The organism is Enterobacter quasimori (assembly GCF_018597345.1).
GTDB lineage: Bacteria > Pseudomonadota > Gammaproteobacteria > Enterobacterales > Enterobacteriaceae > Enterobacter > Enterobacter mori.
In genome coordinates this window covers 927,946-947,470 of record NZ_JAHEVU010000001.1, presented here as the reverse complement: position 1 = coordinate 947,470, position 19,525 = coordinate 927,946, and the positions used below count along the sequence as shown (strand labels likewise).

Annotated in this window: 18 protein-coding genes; 6 read left to right on the top strand and 12 right to left on the bottom strand. The window is 57.3% G+C overall.

Features of this window, described 5'->3' with window-relative positions; all coding sequences use genetic code 11:
• Positions 1–149 precede the first annotated feature (149 nt).
• A complete protein-coding gene (gene agp, locus KK102_RS04625; RefSeq protein ID WP_216357052.1) occupies positions 150–1,391 on the top strand; it encodes a bifunctional glucose-1-phosphatase/inositol phosphatase in 1,242 nt (413 codons plus the stop codon).
• A 36-nt stretch (positions 1,392–1,427) separates the two neighbouring features.
• Here agp and KK102_RS04620 read toward each other — a convergent pair whose 3' ends face one another.
• Positions 1,428–1,655: a YccJ family protein gene (locus KK102_RS04620; protein WP_008499832.1), complete on the bottom strand. Its 228-nt coding sequence runs from the start codon at positions 1,653–1,655 to the stop codon at positions 1,428–1,430.
• 20 nt (positions 1,656–1,675) lie between these two features.
• Positions 1,676–2,272, bottom strand: coding sequence for an NAD(P)H:quinone oxidoreductase (gene wrbA, locus KK102_RS04615; RefSeq protein ID WP_010429487.1), 597 nt, complete (start codon positions 2,270–2,272; stop codon positions 1,676–1,678).
• Between the two features lie 392 nt (positions 2,273–2,664).
• On the opposite strand from wrbA, the gene KK102_RS04610 reads away from it, so the two are divergent.
• Both KK102_RS04610 and KK102_RS04605 read left to right on the top strand, forming a co-directional pair.
• Positions 2,665–2,835: a con-10 family general stress protein gene (locus tag KK102_RS04610; RefSeq protein WP_001273664.1), complete on the top strand. Its 171-nt coding sequence runs from the start codon at positions 2,665–2,667 to the stop codon at positions 2,833–2,835.
• 117 nt (positions 2,836–2,952) lie between these two features.
• On the top strand, positions 2,953–3,873 hold the full coding sequence (locus tag KK102_RS04605) for a DMT family transporter (protein ID WP_126543658.1): 921 nt from the start codon (positions 2,953–2,955) through the stop codon (positions 3,871–3,873).
• Between the two features lie 106 nt (positions 3,874–3,979).
• Here the strand turns inward: KK102_RS04605 and rutG are convergent, their stop codons facing one another.
• The 8 genes from rutG to KK102_RS04565 all read right to left on the bottom strand — a co-directional run bounded on the left by rutG (position 3,980) and on the right by KK102_RS04565 (position 11,247).
• The gene (rutG, locus tag KK102_RS04600) at positions 3,980–5,302 is read right to left on the bottom strand and encodes a pyrimidine utilization transport protein G (protein ID WP_126543659.1); all 1,323 of its coding nucleotides are present in this window, start codon (positions 5,300–5,302) and stop codon (positions 3,980–3,982) included.
• 21 nt (positions 5,303–5,323) lie between these two features.
• Positions 5,324–5,818 (bottom strand): NADH-dependent FMN reductase RutF, encoded by a 495-nt coding sequence (rutF, locus tag KK102_RS04595; protein WP_023327078.1) that lies wholly within the window; start codon positions 5,816–5,818, stop codon positions 5,324–5,326.
• A 9-nt stretch (positions 5,819–5,827) separates the two neighbouring features.
• Positions 5,828–6,418, bottom strand: a complete 591-nt coding sequence (locus KK102_RS04590; RefSeq protein ID WP_126543660.1) for a malonic semialdehyde reductase — start codon at positions 6,416–6,418, stop codon at positions 5,828–5,830.
• Between the two features lie 9 nt (positions 6,419–6,427).
• On the bottom strand, positions 6,428–7,228 hold the full coding sequence (rutD, locus tag KK102_RS04585) for a pyrimidine utilization protein D (RefSeq protein WP_216357051.1): 801 nt from the start codon (positions 7,226–7,228) through the stop codon (positions 6,428–6,430).
• A 7-nt stretch (positions 7,229–7,235) separates the two neighbouring features.
• Entirely contained in the window at positions 7,236–7,622 is a 387-nt protein-coding gene (gene rutC / locus KK102_RS04580) for a pyrimidine utilization protein C (RefSeq protein ID WP_216357050.1), read from the bottom strand.
• Positions 7,623–7,633: 11 nt separating this feature from the next.
• On the bottom strand, positions 7,634–8,323 hold the full coding sequence (gene rutB, locus KK102_RS04575) for a pyrimidine utilization protein B (protein ID WP_216357049.1): 690 nt from the start codon (positions 8,321–8,323) through the stop codon (positions 7,634–7,636).
• Positions 8,323–9,414: a pyrimidine utilization protein A gene (rutA, locus tag KK102_RS04570; protein ID WP_216357048.1), complete on the bottom strand. Its 1,092-nt coding sequence runs from the start codon at positions 9,412–9,414 to the stop codon at positions 8,323–8,325. The genes rutB and rutA overlap by 1 nt, the downstream gene beginning before the upstream one ends.
• A gap of 315 nt (positions 9,415–9,729) precedes the next feature.
• A complete protein-coding gene (locus KK102_RS04565; protein ID WP_244991845.1) occupies positions 9,730–11,247 on the bottom strand; it encodes a hypothetical protein in 1,518 nt (505 codons plus the stop codon).
• Between the two features lie 649 nt (positions 11,248–11,896).
• On the opposite strand from KK102_RS04565, the gene rutR reads away from it, so the two are divergent.
• Positions 11,897–12,535 (top strand): HTH-type transcriptional regulator RutR, encoded by a 639-nt coding sequence (gene rutR / locus KK102_RS04560; protein ID WP_216357047.1) that lies wholly within the window; start codon positions 11,897–11,899, stop codon positions 12,533–12,535.
• On the opposite strand, the gene KK102_RS04555 is transcribed toward rutR, so the two are convergent.
• Together KK102_RS04555 and putA are read right to left on the bottom strand one after the other, a co-directional pair.
• Positions 12,532–12,927 (bottom strand): lysozyme inhibitor LprI family protein, encoded by a 396-nt coding sequence (locus KK102_RS04555; protein ID WP_126543665.1) that lies wholly within the window; start codon positions 12,925–12,927, stop codon positions 12,532–12,534. The genes rutR and KK102_RS04555 overlap by 4 nt on opposite strands.
• A 103-nt stretch (positions 12,928–13,030) precedes the next feature.
• A complete protein-coding gene (gene putA / locus KK102_RS04550) occupies positions 13,031–16,993 on the bottom strand; it encodes a trifunctional transcriptional regulator/proline dehydrogenase/L-glutamate gamma-semialdehyde dehydrogenase (protein WP_126543666.1) in 3,963 nt (1,320 codons plus the stop codon).
• 422 nt (positions 16,994–17,415) lie between these two features.
• Between putA and putP the strand changes: the two genes are divergently transcribed.
• Together putP and KK102_RS04540 are read left to right on the top strand one after the other, a co-directional pair.
• Positions 17,416–18,924 (top strand): sodium/proline symporter PutP, encoded by a 1,509-nt coding sequence (gene putP, locus KK102_RS04545; protein WP_126543667.1) that lies wholly within the window; start codon positions 17,416–17,418, stop codon positions 18,922–18,924.
• 116 nt (positions 18,925–19,040) lie between these two features.
• Positions 19,041–19,460 (top strand): DUF3574 domain-containing protein, encoded by a 420-nt coding sequence (locus KK102_RS04540; protein ID WP_032648964.1) that lies wholly within the window; start codon positions 19,041–19,043, stop codon positions 19,458–19,460.
• Positions 19,461–19,525 lie beyond the last annotated feature (65 nt).

Here is a 19,525-nt window from a genome sequence, read left to right as displayed (position 1 = left end):
TCAATTCTCCGGTAGGGTGTGGTTTTATTATAAAACTAATTGGCATACACCGTAAGCACGTTAATCATCACTTTGAGAAATGCTTCCCGAAAAAGCTGTCACGAATGTGTCACACTCCCCGCAACAATAAAACGCGTGAGGAATAAGGGATGAGAAAAGCACTACTCGCAGTTGCAGTCGCAGGTACCCTTTCAGTGACCTTTGGCGCACAGGCGCAGGAGACGCCAGACGGATATCAGCTGGAGCAAGTTTTAATCATGAGCCGTCACAACCTGCGCGCGCCGCTCGCCAATAACGGCAGCGTGCTGGAGCAGTCCACGCCGAAGCAGTGGCCGGAGTGGGAAGTGCCGGGCGGTCAGCTCACCACCAAGGGTGGCGTGCTGGAAGTCTATATGGGCCATTACATGCGCGAGTGGCTGGCGCAGCAGGGAATGGTAACCACCGGAGAATGCCCTCCAGCGGATAGCGTTTATGCCTATGCCAACAGCCTGCAGCGCACCGTCGCCACCGCGCAATTCTTTATCACCGGCGCGTTCCCGGGGTGCGACGTTCCCGTGCACCATCAGGAAAAAATGGGCACCATGGATCCGACCTTCAATCCGGTGATTACCGACAACTCACCGGAATTCCGTGAAAAAGCGCTGAAGGCGATGGAGACGGAACGGCAGAAAATGCAGCTTGGCGAAAGCTATAAGCTGCTGGAGCAGATGACGAACTACGCGGATTCTCCGTCCTGCAAAGAGAAAAAGGTCTGCTCGCTGGCAGACGCGAAAGACACCTTCAGCGCCGACTATGAAAAAGAGCCAGGCGTATCCGGGCCGCTGAAGGTGGGTAACTCGCTGGTGGACGCGTTTACGCTGCAGTATTACGAAGGTTTCCCGGCCGACCAGGTGGCCTGGGGCGAAATCAAGACCGACCAGCAGTGGCGCGTACTGTCGAAGCTGAAGAACGGCTATCAGGACTCGCTGTTTACCTCCACCGAGGTGGCGCAAAACGTGGCGAAGCCGCTGGTGAAGTATATCGATAAAACGCTGGTCACCGACCAGGCGAAAGCGCCTAAGATCACACTGCTGGTGGGGCATGATTCGAACATTGCTTCCCTGCTCACTGCCCTCGATTTCAAACCGTATCAGCTGCACGACCAGCAGGAACGTACCCCGATTGGCGGCAAGATTGTCTTCCAGCGCTGGCATGACAAAAATGCCAACCGCGAGCTGATGAAAATTGAGTATGTCTACCAGAGCTCAGAGCAGCTGCGTAACGCCAGCGTGCTGTCGCTGCAGTCGCCTGCGCAGCGCGTGACGCTGGAGCTGAGGGGCTGTCCGGTGGATGCGAACGGCTTCTGCCCTGTCGATAAATTCAATGCGGTCATGAATAACGCGGCGAAGTAAAAGAGAACCCCCCCCGCTTCGGCGGGGGGGTAACGCTTAGACGTTTTTACGTTCGATGGTTTGCTCGCCCCAGAAGAGCGAGTCTTTATCCGTTTTTTCGAAGGCGCGCACCAGCACCTCATCATTACCTTCCTCCCAAATCTGCTCGGCCAGCTTTTCATCGTATTTCGCGACTTCAAAGATAGCTTCGGCAATCTCCGGAGAGGTATTGCGTAAACTTGCCCATTCGCCCACGTGGTGAGCTTTGGATTCTTGAGTTGGCATGCTTGTCCTCCTGTTGGGTGTTAGCCGTTCAGTTTTTTGGCCAGACCCGCGACGTGTTCACCCTGATAGCGGGCGATAGCCAGTTCTTCATTGCTTGGCTGGCGTGAACCGTCCCCACCGGCAATGGTGGTTGCACCGTAAGGCGTACCGCCGCGCACCTGGGAAACGTCAAACAGCTCCTGCGCGCCGTAGCCAATCGGCACAATCACCATCCCATGATGAGCAAGGGTCGTCCAGGTTGAGGTAATCGTCTGCTCCTGACCGCCGCCGGTCCCGGTAGAGCTGAATACGCTGGCGAGTTTGCCGTAGAGCGCACCGGATGCCCAAAGTCCGCCGGTTTGATCGAGGAAGGTGCGCATCTGGCCTGACATATTGCCGAAGCGGGTCGGGGTGCCGAAGATAATGGCATCATAATCCGCCAGCTCCTGCGGGGTGGCGACCGGGGCGTTTTGCGTTTTTCCCCCGGCTTTCGCAAAGGCTTCCGCCTGCATGGTTTCCGGTACGCGTTTCACCACAACCTCAACGCCATCAACCCTGTTTGCACCTTCTGCTACCGCGTGAGCCATGGTTTCAATGTGTCCATACATGGAATAATAGAGCACCAGAACTTTTGCCATTTTGCATCACTCCTCGTTTGTTTTTTCTGACAGCGGATCGCTGCGTTCTTTTAAAGATATGCCATCACAGCCAGACTGCAAAAATGAACGGCATTTCTTTGATTTATAACAATATGATTACAAAAATGGCTTTGTAGCAAAATGAAACAACTTTCTCTCAGTCGAATTTTGAAATGATAAGAAAGGCTTATGAGTCACCGTCGCGTCCTCTCACCCAAAAGACTGAGATCATGTTGCAGAATATTACCTCTGGCTTGCTGGATAGCGGCATTCCACTAAGCTTAGTTTCACGCGGCACAGATAAAGGCACTGTCCTTGAGCCGCGAGGTGAAAGAATCCTCTTTTACTGAATGCAATATGATGTCTAATGTTTCACACTCTGGAGGTTAGAGATGGCAAACCATCGTGGTGGTTCAGGTAATTTCGCTGAAGACCGTGAAAGAGCATCAGAAGCAGGTCGTAAAGGTGGCCAGTCTAGCGGGGGTAACTTCAAAAATGACCCTCAGCGCGCATCAGAGGCTGGTAAAAAAGGGGGTAAAAACAGCCACGGCAGCAATAAGTAACACGCCGGGTTAAACCCCTGCCGCCGGGATCTCCCGGCGGTTTTTTTATTTCTGCAACATTGAACTGTAACCAAAGGCAACGCACACTAGAGAATTGATCTTAATTGCGAGTGCCGCATGTCTGTCTCACGCTTCAAATTCTCCGTAAAACCGCAGGAAGCCATCCTCATTCTCATCACCATGTTCTGGGGCGGGACGTTCCTTGCCGTCCAGTACGCGGTGACCCTCAGCGATCCGTTCTTTTTTGTTGGCCTGCGCTTTGCGACGGCGGCGCTTGCCGTAGGGCTGATTTCGCTTAACACGCTGCGGGGGCTGACGCTTAAAGAGCTTAAGGCCGGCGTGGCGATTGGTGTGGCGATAGCGATGGGCTACAGCCTGCAGACGTGGGGATTGCAGACCATCTCCAGCAGCAAATCCGCGTTTATTACCGCCATGTATGTGCCGCTGGTGCCGCTATTGCAGTGGCTCTGTCTCGGCAGAATGCCGGGCCTGATGTCCTGTATCGGCATCGTGCTGGCGTTTATCGGTCTGATCTTACTGGCCGGGCCGGAAAACAACCTCCTGGCGCTGGGGCCGGGCGAGATCATCACCCTCGTCGGGGCGGTTGCGATTGCGGCGGAAATTATTCTGATCAGCGCCTGGGCGGGCAAGGTCGACGTCAAACGGGTGACGGTGGTACAGCTCGCCACCGCGTCGCTGGTGGCGTTTGCGACGATGGTGCCGGCAGGGGAGTCCGTACCGCCGATGTCCACTGGGCTGATTGTGGTCGCACTGGGGCTGGGTATCTTCAGCGCCATTATTCAGGTCACCATGAACTGGGCGCAGCGCAGCGTATCGCCAACCCGCGCGACGGTCATCTACACCGGTGAACCTGTCTGGGCGGGCATTTTCGGGCGACTGGCCGGGGAACGTCTGCCGCTGCTGGCCCTGGTGGGCGCGGCATTTATTGTCGCCGGGGTGCTGGTGAGCGAGTTGAAGTTAAACAAACGACGTAAGGCGATTGCCGGGTTGGGCGCAGAACAAGGGGCAGATCGCTAGCAGCGTGCTGCCCGTTTTGCCCGGCGGCGCTTCGCTTGCGCGGGCCTACAACAGGCATGTAGGCCGGGTAAGCGTAGCGTCACCCGGCAAAAAAGCAGCACTCATTTCAGGTGGAGGGGGTGATGGCTTCTCCTTGCGTTTCATCCCCTTTTCGGCGGCTCAGCAGGGCGTTAAGCAGGATCGCGCCGAAGGTCGCCGTGCCAATCCCGCCAATCGTAAACCCGCCCAGCGTCAGGGCAAAATCGCCCGCGCCCAGCACCAGCGTGACCGCCACCATAATCAGGTTGCTGTTCTGGCTGAGATCGACGTGGTGCTGCACCCAGATGCGCGCCCCGGCCACGGCGATCAGCCCAAACACCACAATCGATGCGCCGCCGATAACCGGTGACGGAATAGTGTGGATCAGCGCGCCAAATTTCGGTGAGAAACCGAGCAGTATCGCCATCACCGCCGCTGCGACGAAGACCAGCGTGGAGTAGACTTTGGTGACCGCCATCACGCCGATGTTTTCGGCATAGGTGGTGACGCCGCTGCCGCCTACGGAACCGGAGAGCATGGTTGCCAGCCCGTCACCGACGAACGCGCGGCCCATGTACGGATCCATACTGCGCCCGGTCATTCCCGCGACCGCCTTCAGGTGGCCTAAGTTCTCCGCCACCAGGATCACCGCCACCGGTGCGATAAGCATCATCGCCTGAGCGTTAAAGGTGGGTGAGGTCACCTGCGGCAGGCCGAACCAGGCAGCCTGGTGCAGCAGCGTAAAATCAACCGGTTTGCCCAGGCCAAAAACGTTCGCCAGCAGGGCGTAGACCAGGCAGGCGACAATCAGCCCAACCAGGATCAGCAGACGCTGGATCATGCCCCGCGTAAACACCGCCACCACGCCGATGCACAGCACCGTGATCACCGCCATCCAGCTTTCAAACGGCGAGGCGGAGACGCTTCTGACCGCAATCGGTGCGAGGTTCAGACCAATCGCCATCACCACGGCGCCCGTCACGACGGGGGGCATCATGCGCTCGATCCAGCGCGTGCCGATTTTCATGACCACCAGACCAATCAGGGTATACACCAGGCCGCAGGCGATGATGCCGCCGAGGGCCACGCTCAGGTTGGGGTTGATCCCCTGGCCGTTAAACCCGGTGGTGGCGATGACCACCCCGACAAAGGCGGCGCTGGAGCCGAGATAGCTGGGCACGCGCCCGCCGGTAACAAAAAAGAACAGCAGGGTACCGATACCCGACATCAGAATAGAGAGGTTGGGATCGAGTCCCATCAGCATCGGCATCAGCACCGTCGCGCCAAACATGGCAACCGCGTGCTGCACGCCCATCACCATCGTCTGCCCGAGCGGGAGGCGTTCATCCGGCGCGACCACGCCTGCTTCTGTGGAGGTCGATTTCAACTGCCAGTGGGGAAATCCGAACATGGTCTGTCTCCTTAAGGCGGGTTAACAGGCGGGTCGCATCAGCGCATGGTAGCCGCGGTCAAACCACACCAGCCCTTGCGGCGCGGGGTGGCGAATAATCGAAACAATGTCGCAAAACAGAATGTCGTGGGTACCGACGCTGACCACCTGGCTGATGCGGCAGTCAAACGAGGCCAGCGCATCCTCCAGGCGCGGGCAGCCGGTGTCGCCCGTCTGCCAGCGGGCGGCGGCGAAGCGTTCTTCCATCGGCGTTTTGCCGCCAAACAGGTTTGAGAGCGGCTCCTGCCCGGCGCTCAGGGTATTCACGCACAGGGTGCGGTTTTCGCTGAACGTCGGCCAGACGGACGCGCCGCGGTTCAGGCACACCAGCAGGGTGGGCGGGGAATCCGTGACGCTGCACACCGCGCTGGCGGTGAAGCCCGCCATCCCCGCCGGACCGTCGGTGGTGATGATATTCACCGCCGCGCCGACGCAGGCCATGGCATCGCGAAAGGTTTGTTTATCCGGTGTCGTCATCATCGCTCCTTACGCCAGCCCGCAGGCATCGTCGAAGGCCAGGCGCGGCAGGCGGCCGTAAAGTTTGCCCGGGTCGCCGTAGCCAATGTTGATCAGCAGATTGCTTTTAAGCGAGGTGCCGGTGAAAAAGGCCTCGTCGACCTTTTGTCGGTCAAAGCCCGACATGGGGCCGGTGTCCAGCCCCAGGGCGCGACAGGCGAAAATCAGGTAGCCGGCCTGCAGCGAGCTGTTGCGAAAGGCGGTCTCTTCCGCCAGCGCGGGGCTTGCGGTAAACCAGCTTCTCGCATCGCCGTGCGGGAACAGTTCAGGCAGGCGTTCGTAGAATTCACCGTCCCAGGCGACAATCGCCGTGACCGGAGCGGTGAGCGTTTTCTCCAGGTTGCCGCTGGAGAGGGCCGGGCGCAGCTTCTCTTTTCCCTCTGCGCTTCGCACAAACACAATGCGCGCCGGGGAGCAGTTGGCGGACGTTGGCCCCCATTTCATCAGGTCGTAGATTTCGCGCAGCGTCTCGTCGCTGACGGCAATATCCTGCCAGCCGTTATGGGTGCGGGCGCCGGTAAACAGCGTTTCCAGCGCGGTGGGATTAATGGCTTCGCTCATTACAGCTCCTTATAAAGCGTGTTCATTACTGTGCAGCAGGCTGGCCAGCCCGTTCAGCAGCAGGGTGTTAAAGGTGTCCGGCTCGGTGACGTTGCAGGCATGGCCACCCTGGCGCATCACCACGCTGTGGCTGTGTGGGATCGCCGCCTGCAGCTCGGACGAGCAGACAGCGGGCACCAGCATGTCGTCGGCGGAACAGATAATGTGTACCGGGCAGCGAATGCGCGCGGTATGGCGTCGGAAGTCGGCTTTTTTCAGTGCGCTTAGTCTGCGCAGCAGATTGGTTTTACCCTGGAAATGGGCCAGCGCCAGCGCTTCTTCTGCCTCCAGGCGAGGCGCGCGGGCGGCCATCCAGTCTGCCGGGTAGAGAAACAGCGGCTGCGCCTCGACCCAGGCCTGCGGGCCGCCGGAATGCAGCAGACGTTCGCGAACGTCAAAACAGCGGCGGGTATGGGCATTGAGGGTGAGCCAACCGTTAATACACACCAGCGAAGAAACCGCGTCGGGTTTATCAATCGCCAGCTGCAGGCCGACCAGCGCGCCCAGCGCGTGGCCCACGACGGTGTAGCGTAAGATCCCGGCATCCGTAAGCGCCTGAGCCAGTTCATCGGCCATCTGCGCCAGGCTATAGCCTTCAGGAAGGGTATCCGGGTTATTACCCGTCCCTCGCTGGTCATAGCACACCACCTGATACTCCGGTTCCAGCGCGGCCAGCTGGGGCAGCCAGTAGCTGCCGCTGCCGCCGAGACCGGCTATAAGGACCACCACGGGCGCACCCTCATACGGGGGCGGTGAGACGGAGAGTTTCATGGCCGCCTCACTTCGCAATGTGCGCAACGGTGGCGATTTCAATCAGCGCGTCCGGCTTCACCAGCCCGCACTGAATGCAGAACCGCGCCGGCTTATCGCCGGGGAAGAACTCGGCGTAAATCTCGTTAATCGCGGCGTAGTTTTTCCAGTCGGTGATAAAGATGCTGTTGAAGGTCACATCCTCCATCGTGCCACCCGCCGTTTCGATCACGGTTTTGATCGTCTCCAGCACGTGGCGGGTTTGCGCCTTTGGGTCGTTGATAAACACCACGTTGTTGTCTTTATCAAACGGCAGCGTGCCGGAGACATACACCACGCCGTCGGCGAGGGTGCCGGGGACAAACGGGGCGATGGGCGTGCTGGTGCCCGGCGGGATGATTACGGATTTCGGCATCGTGTGTCTCCTCAGGCGATACGGGCGAGCGGAGGATTCAGGGCGTCGCAAAACTCGGCGACGCTGCTGACCCAGCCAAAAAAGGTTTCGATATTGAACAGGGCCGCCTTCTGGGCGAACTCCGGCCCGGCCTGATGGGTCGCGTCTTCCAGCACCACGCCGAAATACTCGAGGAAAAAGCCGTCGCGCAGGGTCGACTCCACGCAGACGTTGGTGGCAATGCCGGTGAACACCAGGTGGCGAATGCCCCGGCTGCGCAGCAGGCTGTCGAGCGGCGTGTTGAAAAAGCCGCTGTAGCGCGGTTTCGGCAGGACGATATCGCCCGCCTGCGGGACCAGCTCATCCACCAGCTGATAGTCCCAGCCGCCCTTCGCCAGCAGTTTGCCCTGCAGCTCGGGCCGTTTACGCATGGTTTTCAGGGCGTTCGACTTGTGGAAGTTGGGCGAGCCGGGGCCACCGGCCTCAACGTACTGGTCATCCCAGCCGTTCTGGAACCATATGATAAGCATGCCCGCTGCGCGCGCGGCGGCGACGGCGGTTTTGATGTTCTCAATCACCGGCCGGGTGGCGGAGACGTCGAACCCCGCCAGGTCCAGATAGCCGCCCTGGCTGGCATAGGCGTTTTGCATGTCCACCACGATCAGCGCGCTCTGCTCCGGCGCAAAGGTGATGGCTTCCGGGCGTGCGTTAAGGGTCGTCATTACGCCACCTCCTTCGTGACGGCAGGGATGTGGGCGCGGCACTGCATCAGCGGCTGGATGCGCTCGCCGAAGGTCTCCACGCCGGTCAGGAAATCGTCGAAGGTCAGCAGGACGCCTTCCGCACCGGGAACGGCCGCCACTTCATCGAGCATTCTGGCAACGCTGGCGTACGAGCCGACCAGCGTGCCCATGTTGATATTGACGGCGGAGGTCGGGTCGGCCATCTGACGAACGTTGGTATCCGCCCCGGAGCGGGTGTCCTTCTGGCTCTGCTCGGTGAGCCAGCTCAGGGCTTCCTCGTCGGCGCCGTCCTTATAGCGCTCCCATTTTGCGCGCGCGGCGTCGTCGGTTTCGTCGGCGATCACCATAAACAGCACGTAGGAGCCCACGTCGCGCCCGGTTTTGTCGGCGGCTTCTTTCATGCGCGCGGCGGTCGGGGCGAAGGCGGCAGGCGTGTTAACGCCTTTACCGAAGCAGAAGTTAAAGTCGGCGTACTTCGCCGAGAATGCCATTCCCGCGTCGCTCTGCCCGGCGCAAATCACCTTCATCGGCACCGACGGCTGCGGGCTGACGCGGCAGTCGTTCATGGTGAAGAAGTCGCCCTTGAAATCGCTTTTGCCGGTACCCCAGAGATCGCGCAGGACCTGCACGTACTCGGTCAGGTAGTCGTAGCGACGCGAGAAGTAATCGTCACCCGGCCAGAGCCCCATCTGCTCGTACTCGGGTTTTTGCCAGCCGGTCACCAGGTTGACGCCAAAGCGTCCGCCGGAGATGGAGTCGATGGTGGAGGCCATGCGCGCCACGATCGCCGGGGGCAGGGTGAGGGTGGCTGCGGTGGCGTAGATCTGGATCCGCGAGGTGACCGCGGCCAGCCCGGCCATCAGGGTGAAGGACTCCAGGTTGTGGTCCCAGAATTCGGTTTTGCCGCCGAAGCCGCGCAGCTTGATCATCGAAAGCGCAAAGTCGAAATGGTAGTGCTCCGCTTTCTGCACGATGGCTTTATTCAGCTCAAAGGTCGGCATGTATTGCGGTGCAGCGGTCGAGATAAGCCAGCCGTTGTTGCCGATGGGTACAAATACGCCAATTTTCATCACGAACCTCTCTTCATTTCAGTGTGGGGTGAAAGTCAGACGTGGCGCTGCATCCTGCATATCCTGTTTAGCCTCGTGAGAAAGGATTTGCAAAGGGGATGCCAGTTTTCGAAATTGCTTTGTTATTAATGTGTTAATTAGGAGTTGGTGAATTGGATGTAAATAAAGTGGACTAAATGGTCAAAAGAAATGCACGCAAAGCAGGCAACGGTGCGCGATAGCGGTGCAGGGCGATGAGGGGAATGAAGCACGATCCCAGTGCGGGCCGGGATCGAAGGTTAGCATTTATTGTGGCTTCACGCATAAAAACGTCTTTTATTTCATTGCATAAGCCTGGATTAGTCTCCACAACAACCGACCCATAGGTAATCGATAGATATCGCTATGAGCATCCCCACCTGTACCAAAGGAATTGAATTGTGTAATTCCGTTTGATGTATCAATGTAATCAATAACTCTTGCCCCATTAATACCGTTAAGAGGATTTGCACATTTTTCTGATGTATCACCACGGTTGCATAGTGAAAATTTACCTTTTTTTTCTGTAGCTGATGTATCTGAGGCAGTCATACAGTGAAATGTTCCCGAGTAAACTGGTTGCGTACAAGCTTTCACATAACTTTTCACTGCTCCTGCAGGGTCAGTCCATTTCGCAAATTTTACTGCTGAGTCGAATTTCGATGCTGTTAATACTAATTTAGTATTACCCAACCTCATGTAGTCTCTGTATGGCGCTCCTTCTTCACTTAACCCAGGAAAGAACCTGTTGATACTCATGGCACCCTGCAATGACACAGCTAAATCTACAGGGCTCGAGACCGTGGTGTCATTTTTTATTAATGGACTGCTAAATAGCGCTCGAGTCATAGCGCGAGCACCGAAACTATGACCTATGGCGATGACAGGAAGTTTGATGCCTGATTCGCTTATGCTCTCAGGTATAGTTTGATTGATAATTTTATTAAGCCAGATGAGACCCAGTTCGTCCGCATCGTTTGCTTTGTTTGGGTAACTGGCAACATTATCTAGTCTTGTGGACCAATATGAAGGCCAGGTAATACCAATTACGAGCGGCCTAAAATGAAGGTTATTTTTTTCGGAGGAGTTTATGACTCGTACTCTGGGGATTAGCATGTTACTTGTGGAACTTGAAGGGTTTTCTTTAACATCATCCTGTTGTTCAAGAGAGGCTGTTATTATATTCCCAGTAATGTCATTAAAATTACGAATTGCGTCACTTTGAGACGTATTCCAACCCATAACGATGATCAGAATATGGCTATAAGCGCCACTTTTAAGATCATGCTTGAGATTGCTTTTAAGCGCAGTAAGCCCAACGTCACTATTTTTATAAAATGAGTATAATTTAGCGTCACTTGCATCTTTAATCGAACTTGAAATGTCACATGCATTCCACCCGCTTATTTTAGCTATGTCGACACTTGATTTATCAACCAACTCTTTTGATATATAGGAGTTATAAACAAAACAGTAATTACTAGTAATATAAGGAGTGACTGATTTTTCATTTATGATATTAAAGTCATTTTTTATGATGTGAGAGATAAACATGGATTTTATATTGTATTTTGTAAGTGATTTTATTTCACTTGGTCCGCCAATAATTCCTTTTGGTGATTTTTCAACCCCAATGATATATCCGGGGCTGTGAAGGGCTATACCTGAAGGATAATATAACATTGAATGAAAACTTCGAGTGGTTGAGTCATTGAGCTCAAGTTTTTTTTCATAAGGAGCCATTACCGTATCAGCATTGCTACAGTTGCTGGCAGCAGAACAAAACATGATGGTGAAAATTTTTGATAATTTCATGTGCTTTTACCCAATCAAGTGCTGTGATTTGAATTTTTTTTGAATGCAATAATTCATAAACAATAGAATCTATTTATAAAAAGACCTTAATATCACTTAAAAACAATTCAATGTGTTAAAGAATAAATGTGATTTGTTCTCATGCCCCCCATCAAATAGTTTTCTAATCATAAAAGCACAGTGGTTCAAGTTCGAGTAGGTAACTTCATTAAACTTAGACCTGCTTAAAAACAACTCCAGTGATTTCCGTTTAGAAATGAAAATAACATTAAAATACTGAGTTTTATTTTTATTGTGGTGTTTAATTTCATGGCATTAAACTCTGTCAGGATTTTATTGATTTTACTTTGGTAGAATAGAAAGCTTTAACAATAGATTCATTCACCAAATGAATAAATGGTGTATTGAAAAAAGCATCAGTCTGTTTCTAAAAAAATTTATGGTTCATATAGTTTTAGCAACCGCACCAGGCACTAAGCGGACCGTCTACAGGACCGAGTAGTCAGCGATAAAGAAGGGGTAACAGCATTCGCACCTGACCTCCCACAACAGCTTTTCTTTTTCGATTTTGCACTGAGCCTGTACCCCAAAATGTCGAGAGAAAGCAGGGCTTTTGCTATGCTATGGCAAACCAATAAGGAGAGCGGGAATGACACAAGGCGCAGTGAAAACACCGGGTAAACGTTCGCAGGCGGTGAGTGCGAAAAAGCAGGCCATTCTGAGCGCAGCGCTGGATACGTTTTCGCAGTTTGGCATCCACGGCACGCGTCTGGAGCAGGTGGCGGAGCAGTCCGGGGTATCCAAAACCAATCTGCTCTACTATTACCCGTCGAAAGAGGCGCTCTATGTCGCGGTGATGCAGCAGATCCTCGATATCTGGCTGGCGCCGCTGAAAGCCTTCCGCGAAGAGCTGGCCCCGCTGGTGGCGATCAAAGAGTACATTCGCCTGAAGCTGGAGGTGTCGCGCGATTACCCGCAGGCATCACGGCTGTTCTGCCTTGAGATGCTGCAAGGGGCGCCGCTGTTGCAGGCGGAGCTGACCGGAGATTTAAAACAGCTGGTGGACGATAAGTCGGCCATTATCGCCGGATGGGTGGCCAGCGGAAAACTGGCCCCGGTCGATCCGCATCATCTGATCTTTATGATTTGGGCCTCCACCCAGCATTACGCTGACTTTGCGGCCCAGGTCGAGGCGGTGACCGGAAAAACGCTCCAGGACGAAGCGTTTTTCCACAGCACCCTGGAAAACGTGCAGCGGATGATTATCGAAGGGATCCGCTTGCGCTAGTTCCCCTGCGGGAGAGGGCAGCTTAAGTCGCCCTCTTCACACTGCATCAGCGAGGCCAGAAACGCTTCGCGCTCCACGGTTTTCTCCGCCAGGCACTGATTCACGATCATCGGCTGAACGCTTCCCCCTTCCGTCCCCGAACCGATAAACGCGCAGTCCGCATCGCGCAGGGTAATCCACGCCTGCTGCGCTTTTTTCAGCAGGTCGCGCTGGGGGGCAGCCGCGCGCTTGATGGCGGCCTGATAGGTCTGGTTGAGCTTTTTATCGGCAGCCTGGTACTGCTGCGCGCTACAGGTATTCAGCTCAAGCTGGGTGGTCGCTTTGTCGCACTCGTCGGCCAGCGCGCTGGCGCTGAGCAGCAGTGCTGCGCCTGCAAGAAATACTCTTTTCATCATTCCCTCCGTGTAAAAAAAAGCCGGATGCGCTGCGCTTATCCGGCCTGGGGTGATTTTGTAGCCCCGGTAAGCGTAGCGTCACCGGGGAGAGTTTACACGATTAACCGATGGTCATCAGGCTGGCGTTACCGCCTGCCGCCGCGGTGTTGACGCTGAGCGAGCGCTCAACGTACAGACGCTCCAGCAGCAGGTTGGTTTCCCCGCGCGCGAAGCCCTGCACGGAAACGATGGCACCGCTGCGGGCCGCAACCTGCTCGCAGAGCTCGCGCAGCTGGTCGGAATCACCGTGATAAATTACGGCATCAAACGGCTGCGTCAGCAGCGTATCGGCCTTCGCAAAGCGAATGCGCGCCGAGACCGCTTTCGGCAGCTGTTTGGCGAGATCGCGATGCAGCGCATCTTCCGGCCACAGCACTTCACAACCGGTTGCCACCGCGGCCGCCAGCTGAACCAGCGCGTCCTGCTCGTTATCGGCCACGCACAGTACGCGCTCGCGCGGCATCAGCGTCCAGGTGTTGCGCTCGCCGGTCGGCCCCGGCAGCAGACGCTGGGTGCCCGCCTGCGCCAGCTCGCCGTACTGCTGCGCGACGGCACGCAGTTCAGGACGTTTTTCCGCCCAGGCGATCAGCGCCTCCAGCGGTTGGGTTAGGACGGTTTTCACCTGCGTATCCACCGGATAGTGTGCGTCCTGACGCGCCAGGGTCACGCCCAGGGCGTTCTCCGGACGGTTAGCGAGCAGACGGTACAGGTAGAGCGGGCCACCCGCTTTCGGACCGGTGCCGGAGAGACCTTCACCGCCGAACGGCTGCACGCCCACGACCGCGCCAACCATGTTGCGGTTAACGTACAGGTTGCCCACTTTGGCGCTGCCGGTGACCTGCGCGATGGTTTCGTCGATACGGGTATGCACGCCGAGCGTCAGGCCATAGCCGGAGGCGTTGATCTGCTCAACCAGCTCGTTAAGGTTGTTACGGTTGTAGCGCACCACGTGCAGTACCGGACCGAAGACCTCTTTTTTCAGCTCGTCGAAGCTCGCCAGCTCGATAAGCGTAGGCGGCACAAAGGTGCCGGTCCGCCATTCGCGGGCATCTTCGCTGTTTTCACGCACCGCCTGGAACACCGGACGGCCTTTCGCGCGCATGGTCTGAATGTGGTTTTCGATGTTGGCTTTGGCTTCCGCGTCGATCACCGGCCCGATGTCGGTGGTGAGACGGCCCGGGTTGCCCATGCGGCATTCGGCCATCGCGCCGCGCAGCATCTTCAGCGTGTGGTCCGCCACGTCGTCCTGCAGGCACAGCACGCGCAGGGCGGAGCAGCGCTGACCTGCGCTGTCGAACGCGGAGGCCAGCACGTCAACCACCACCTGCTCGGTGAGCGCGGAGGAGTCAACGATCATGGCGTTCATGCCGCCGGTTTCCGCGATGAGCGGCGTAGGACGGCCCTGCGCATCCAGACGGGTGGCAATATTACGCTGCAGCAGCGAGGCCACTTCGGTCGAACCGGTAAACATCACGCCGCGCACGCGGTTATCGGAGGTCAATTTGGCACCCACGGTTTCACCGCGGCCCGGCAGCAGCTGAACCACGCCCGCCGGCACGCCGGCTTCCAGAAGAATGTTGATGCCCTGCGCGGCAATCAGCGGGGTCTGCTCTGCCGGTTTTGCCAGCACGCTGTTGCCTGCGGCAAGCGCGGCGGCAATCTGGCCGGTGAAGATCGCCAGCGGGAAGTTCCACGGGCTGATACAGACGACCGGGCCGAGCGGACGGTGGGTTTCGTTGTCGAAATCATCGCGCACCTGACCGGCGTAGTAGTGCAGGAAGTCGACCGCCTCGCGCACTTCGGCAATGGCGTTGCTGAAGGTTTTACCCGCTTCGCGCACCAGAATGCCGATGAGCGACTGCATCTGATCTTCCATCAGCACCGCCGCGCGCTCCAGAATGGCGGCACGCTCCTGCGGCGGCGTGGCGAACCAGATAGGGGCGTTATTTACCGCGCTGTCCAGCGCCTGATCCACTTCCGCATCGGTGGCTTCACGCACGTAGCCGACGATATCTTTTGGCTCTGCCGGGTTGATGACCGGCTGCATGTCGCCGTCAGCAACGGGCTGTTCCAGCATCGGTTTGGCCTGCCACTTCTGCAGCGCGCTGTTGAGCAGGGCAGAGGAGAGCGACGCCAGACGGTGTTCGTTGGCGAGATCCAGACCCGCCGAGTTGACGCGGCCTGCGCCGTACAGCTCGCGCGGCAGGGCAATCTTCGGATGCGGCAGGCCAATCTGGCCTTCCTGCGCAGCCATCTTCTCTACGGCCTGCACCGGGTCGGCCACCAGCTCGTCCAGCGGCAGGGTGGTGTCGGCGATGCGGTTAACGAAGGAGGTGTTCGCGCCGTTTTCCAGCAGACGACGCACCAGGTACGCCAGCAGGGTTTCGTGGGTGCCTACCGGAGCATAGATACGGCACGGGCGGTTCAGCTTGCCGTCCGCCACTTTACCGGTCACCTGCTCGTACAGCGGTTCGCCCATGCCGTGCAGGCACTGGAACTCGTACTGGCCCGGATAGTAGTTTTGTCCGGCCAGGCTGTAGATTGCCGCCAGGGTGTGGGCGTTGTGGGTGGCGAACTGCGGATAGATCAGGTTCGGCACGCCGAGCAGCTTTTTCGCGCAGGCGAGGTAAGAGACGTCGGTATAAACCTTGCGGGTATAGACCGGGTAGCCTTCCAGCCCTTCCATCTGGGCGCGTTTGATTTCGCTGTCCCAGTAGGCCCCTTTCACCAGGCGGATCATCAGGCGACGGCGGCTGCGGCTGGCCAGGTCAATCAGGTAATCAATGACGAACGGGCAGCGCTTCTGGTAGGCCTGAATAACGAAGCCGATGCCGTTCCATCCCGCCAGCTCCGGCTCGAAGCACAGTTTTTCCAGCAGGTCGAGGGAGATCTCCAGACGGTCGGCCTCTTCGGCGTCGATGTTAATGCCGATATCATACTGGCGCGCCAGCAGAGTCAGGGACTTCAGGCGCGGGTAGAGCTCTTCCATCACCCGGTCGTACTGCGCGCGGCTGTAGCGCGGGTGCAGGGCGGAGAGCTTAATCGAGATGCCCGGGCCTTCATAAATACCGCGACCGTTGGACGCTTTACCGATGGCGTGGATCGCCTGCTGGTAAGAGACCATGTAGGCCTGCGCGTCGGCGGCGGTCAGGGCCGCTTCGCCGAGCATGTCGTACGAGTAGCGGAAACCTTTATCTTCCAGCTTGCGGGCGTTCGCCAGCGCTTCGGCAATGGTTTCCCCGGTGACGAACTGTTCGCCCATCAGGCGCATCGCCATGTCCACGCCCTTGCGGATCAGCGGCTCGCCGCTCTTGCCGATGATGCGGTTCAGGGAGCGGGAGAGGTTGGCTTCGTTATGGGTGGAGACCAGCTTGCCGGTAAACAGCAGGCCCCAGGTCGCCGCGTTAACGAACAGCGACGGGCTGCGGCCAATGTGGGAATGCCAGTTGCCGTTGCTGATCTTGTCGCGGATCAGCGCGTCGCGGGTGGCTTTATCCGGAATACGCAGCAGCGCTTCCGCCAGGCACATCAGCGCCACGCCTTCCTGCGAGGAGAGGGAGAACTCCTGCAGCAGACCCTGAACCATCCCGGCGCGGCCGGCGGCGGTCTTCTGGTTGCGCAGCTTGTCGGCTAACTGATACGCCAGGCTGTGCGCCTGCGCGGCAATAGCTTCCGGGAGGCGAGCCTGCTCCAGCAGCATCGGCACCGCGTCGGTTTCGGCGCGGCGGTACGCGCCGGTAATGGCGGCGCGGCTGACGGACTGCGGCAGGATCTGCTCGGCGAATTCGAGGAACGGCTGATGGTTCTCGTCGCCAGCGGCTGGCGCTTCCTCGCTTTCGTTCGCTGCACCGGCCAGCAGGGCAGGCAGTTCCGGCAGACCTTCATCGCTCTCAAGTCTTTCGAGATAGTTAAAAATCGCCTGCTTAATTAACCAGTGCGGCGTGCGGTCAATGCGGGTTGCTGCGGTCTTAATCCGTTCGCGGGTTGCGTCATCCAGCTTAACCCCCATGGTGGTCATACCCATGCCAAAGCTCCTGTTGTGCTTTCATCGTGTTTGGTCGTTAGCGTGAAATATCCCCCATGTTGCAACTTTGTGCAACCGTGTTAAATGTGACTTGGTTTGCAACCCGGAAAATGAATGGATTGTTAACGAATGGTTAGCTGGAAAAACGCGCTGGCTTTTGGGCTGGAAGCCTGTTTTTATGCGGGAGTTAACACTTTTCAAAGGTGCAACCCGTAAAAGCGTGAGCGAGTGCAACCTATAGGAAACTCGTATCAAACCGGGGATGAAATTGATGTAAATGCAGTGTTAAATCGTTTGTCAGCGGGATGCGCATACGGCAGGATAGCGCGCCCAACAGAAACACAAGATACATTCACCTCGTTCCGGTGATCATATAACAAGGCAGCCCGGATGGCTGTCGCTCGACATTTTGGAGAATTTGAATGGCTATTAGCACACCGATGCTGGTGACATTTCTCGTTTATATTTTTGGCATGATCCTGATAGGGTTTTTGGCATGGCGTTCAACAAAGAACTTTGACGACTACATTCTGGGCGGACGCAGTTTAGGCCCGATGGTCACCGCGCTTTCTGCGGGGGCTTCCGACATGAGCGGCTGGCTGCTGATGGGCCTGCCGGGCGCGATTTTCATCTCCGGTATCTCTGAAAGCTGGATCGCCATCGGTCTGACCGTCGGCGCGTGGATCAACTGGAAGCTGGTGGCAGGCCGTCTGCGCGTGCATACCGAGGCCAACAACAACGCCCTGACGCTGCCTGACTACTTCACCGGACGCTTTGAGGACAACAGCCGCGTGCTGCGCATTATCTCTGCGGTGGTGATCCTGGTATTCTTCACCATCTACTGTGCCTCCGGCATCGTGGCGGGCGCGCGCCTGTTCGAAAGCACCTTCGGCATGAGCTATGAAACCGCCCTGTGGGCCGGTGCGGCGGCAACCATTCTCTATACCTTCGTGGGCGGGTTCCTGGCGGTAAGCTGGACCGACACCGTGCAGGCGAGCCTGATGATCTTTGCCCTGATCCTGACACCGGTGATTGTGATTTTTACCGTTGGCGGCTTTGGCGATTCGCTGGAAGTGATCAAGCAGAAGAGCATCGAAAACGTCGACATGCTGAAAGGGCTGAACTTTGTGGCCATCGTCTCCCTGATGGGCTGGGGCCTGGGCTACTTCGGTCAGCCGCACATCCTGGCGCGCTTTATGGCGGCGGATTCTCACCACACCATCGTTCACGCGCGTCGCATCAGTATGACGTGGATGATTCTGTGTCTGGCGGGCGCGTGTGCGGTCGGCTTCTTCGGGATCGCCTACTTCAGCAATAACCCGGCGCAGGCGGGTGCGGTAAACCAGAACGCCGAGCGCGTGTTTATCGAGCTGGCGCAGATTCTGTTTAACCCGTGGATTGCCGGTATTCTGCTCTCCGCGATCCTTGCGGCGGTGATGTCCACCCTGAGCTGCCAGCTGCTGGTCTGCTCCAGTGCGATCACCGAAGACCTCTATAAGGCCTTCCTGCGCAAGGGCGCGAGCCAGAAAGAGCTGGTGTGGGTAGGGCGCTTTATGGTGCTGGTGGTGGCGCTGATTGCCATCGCGCTGGCGGCCAACCCGGAAAACCGCGTGCTGGGCCTTGTGAGCTACGCGTGGGCGGGCTTTGGTGCGGCGTTTGGTCCGGTCGTGCTGTTCTCCGTCATGTGGTCCCGTATGACCCGTAACGGCGCGCTGGCGGGGATGATCATCGGTGCGGTTACCGTTATCGTCTGGAAACAGTTCGCGTGGCTGGGCCTGTACGAAATCATCCCGGGCTTCATCTTCGGCAGTATCGGTATCGTGGTGTTCAGCCTGCTGGGTAAAGCACCGTCTGCCTCCATGCAGAAACGCTTTGCGGAAGCTGACGCGCATTACCACTCGGCACCGCCGTCTAAGCTGCAGCCGGAATAATTTTCTCACGCAGTACCGTAGGCCGGGTAAGCGCAAGCGCCACCCGGCTTTTTTCTTGCCAAAATCCGTATTTTCCTGTGATATCCATGTGCTTATAACAATGAGGATAGCGAAGCATGACAATCAAAACAGGGTTGATGGCGGCGGCATTATTGATGCTGGCGGGCTGCAACGCGCCATCGCAGCATGCGGCGGTAGAAACCTGCAAAGCGGATAACCAGATGCAGCAAACCACGCTCTATTTCGGCTTAAACCGTCCTGCCGGGGCGCAGATCACCAGCAACGAGTGGCAGCAGTTTGTTGACCAGGACGTGACGCCGCGTTTTCGCGATGGCTTAACGGTATTTGATGCCCGCGGGCAGTGGCTGGGGAATGACGGGAAAGTGGCGCGTGAGCCGAGCAAGGCGCTGATGCTGATCCACGGTAAAGATGCGCAGAGCGAGAAGAACATCGAAGCGCTGCGCGGGATTTATAAATCACGCTTCGCGCAGGAGTCGGTGATGCGTGTCGATCAGCCGGTGTGCGTGCAGTTTTAATGAAAACGGCGGGATAACCCGCCGTTGTTGTTTTGTCGGCCGGGATCGCTGCGCGCCACCCGGCA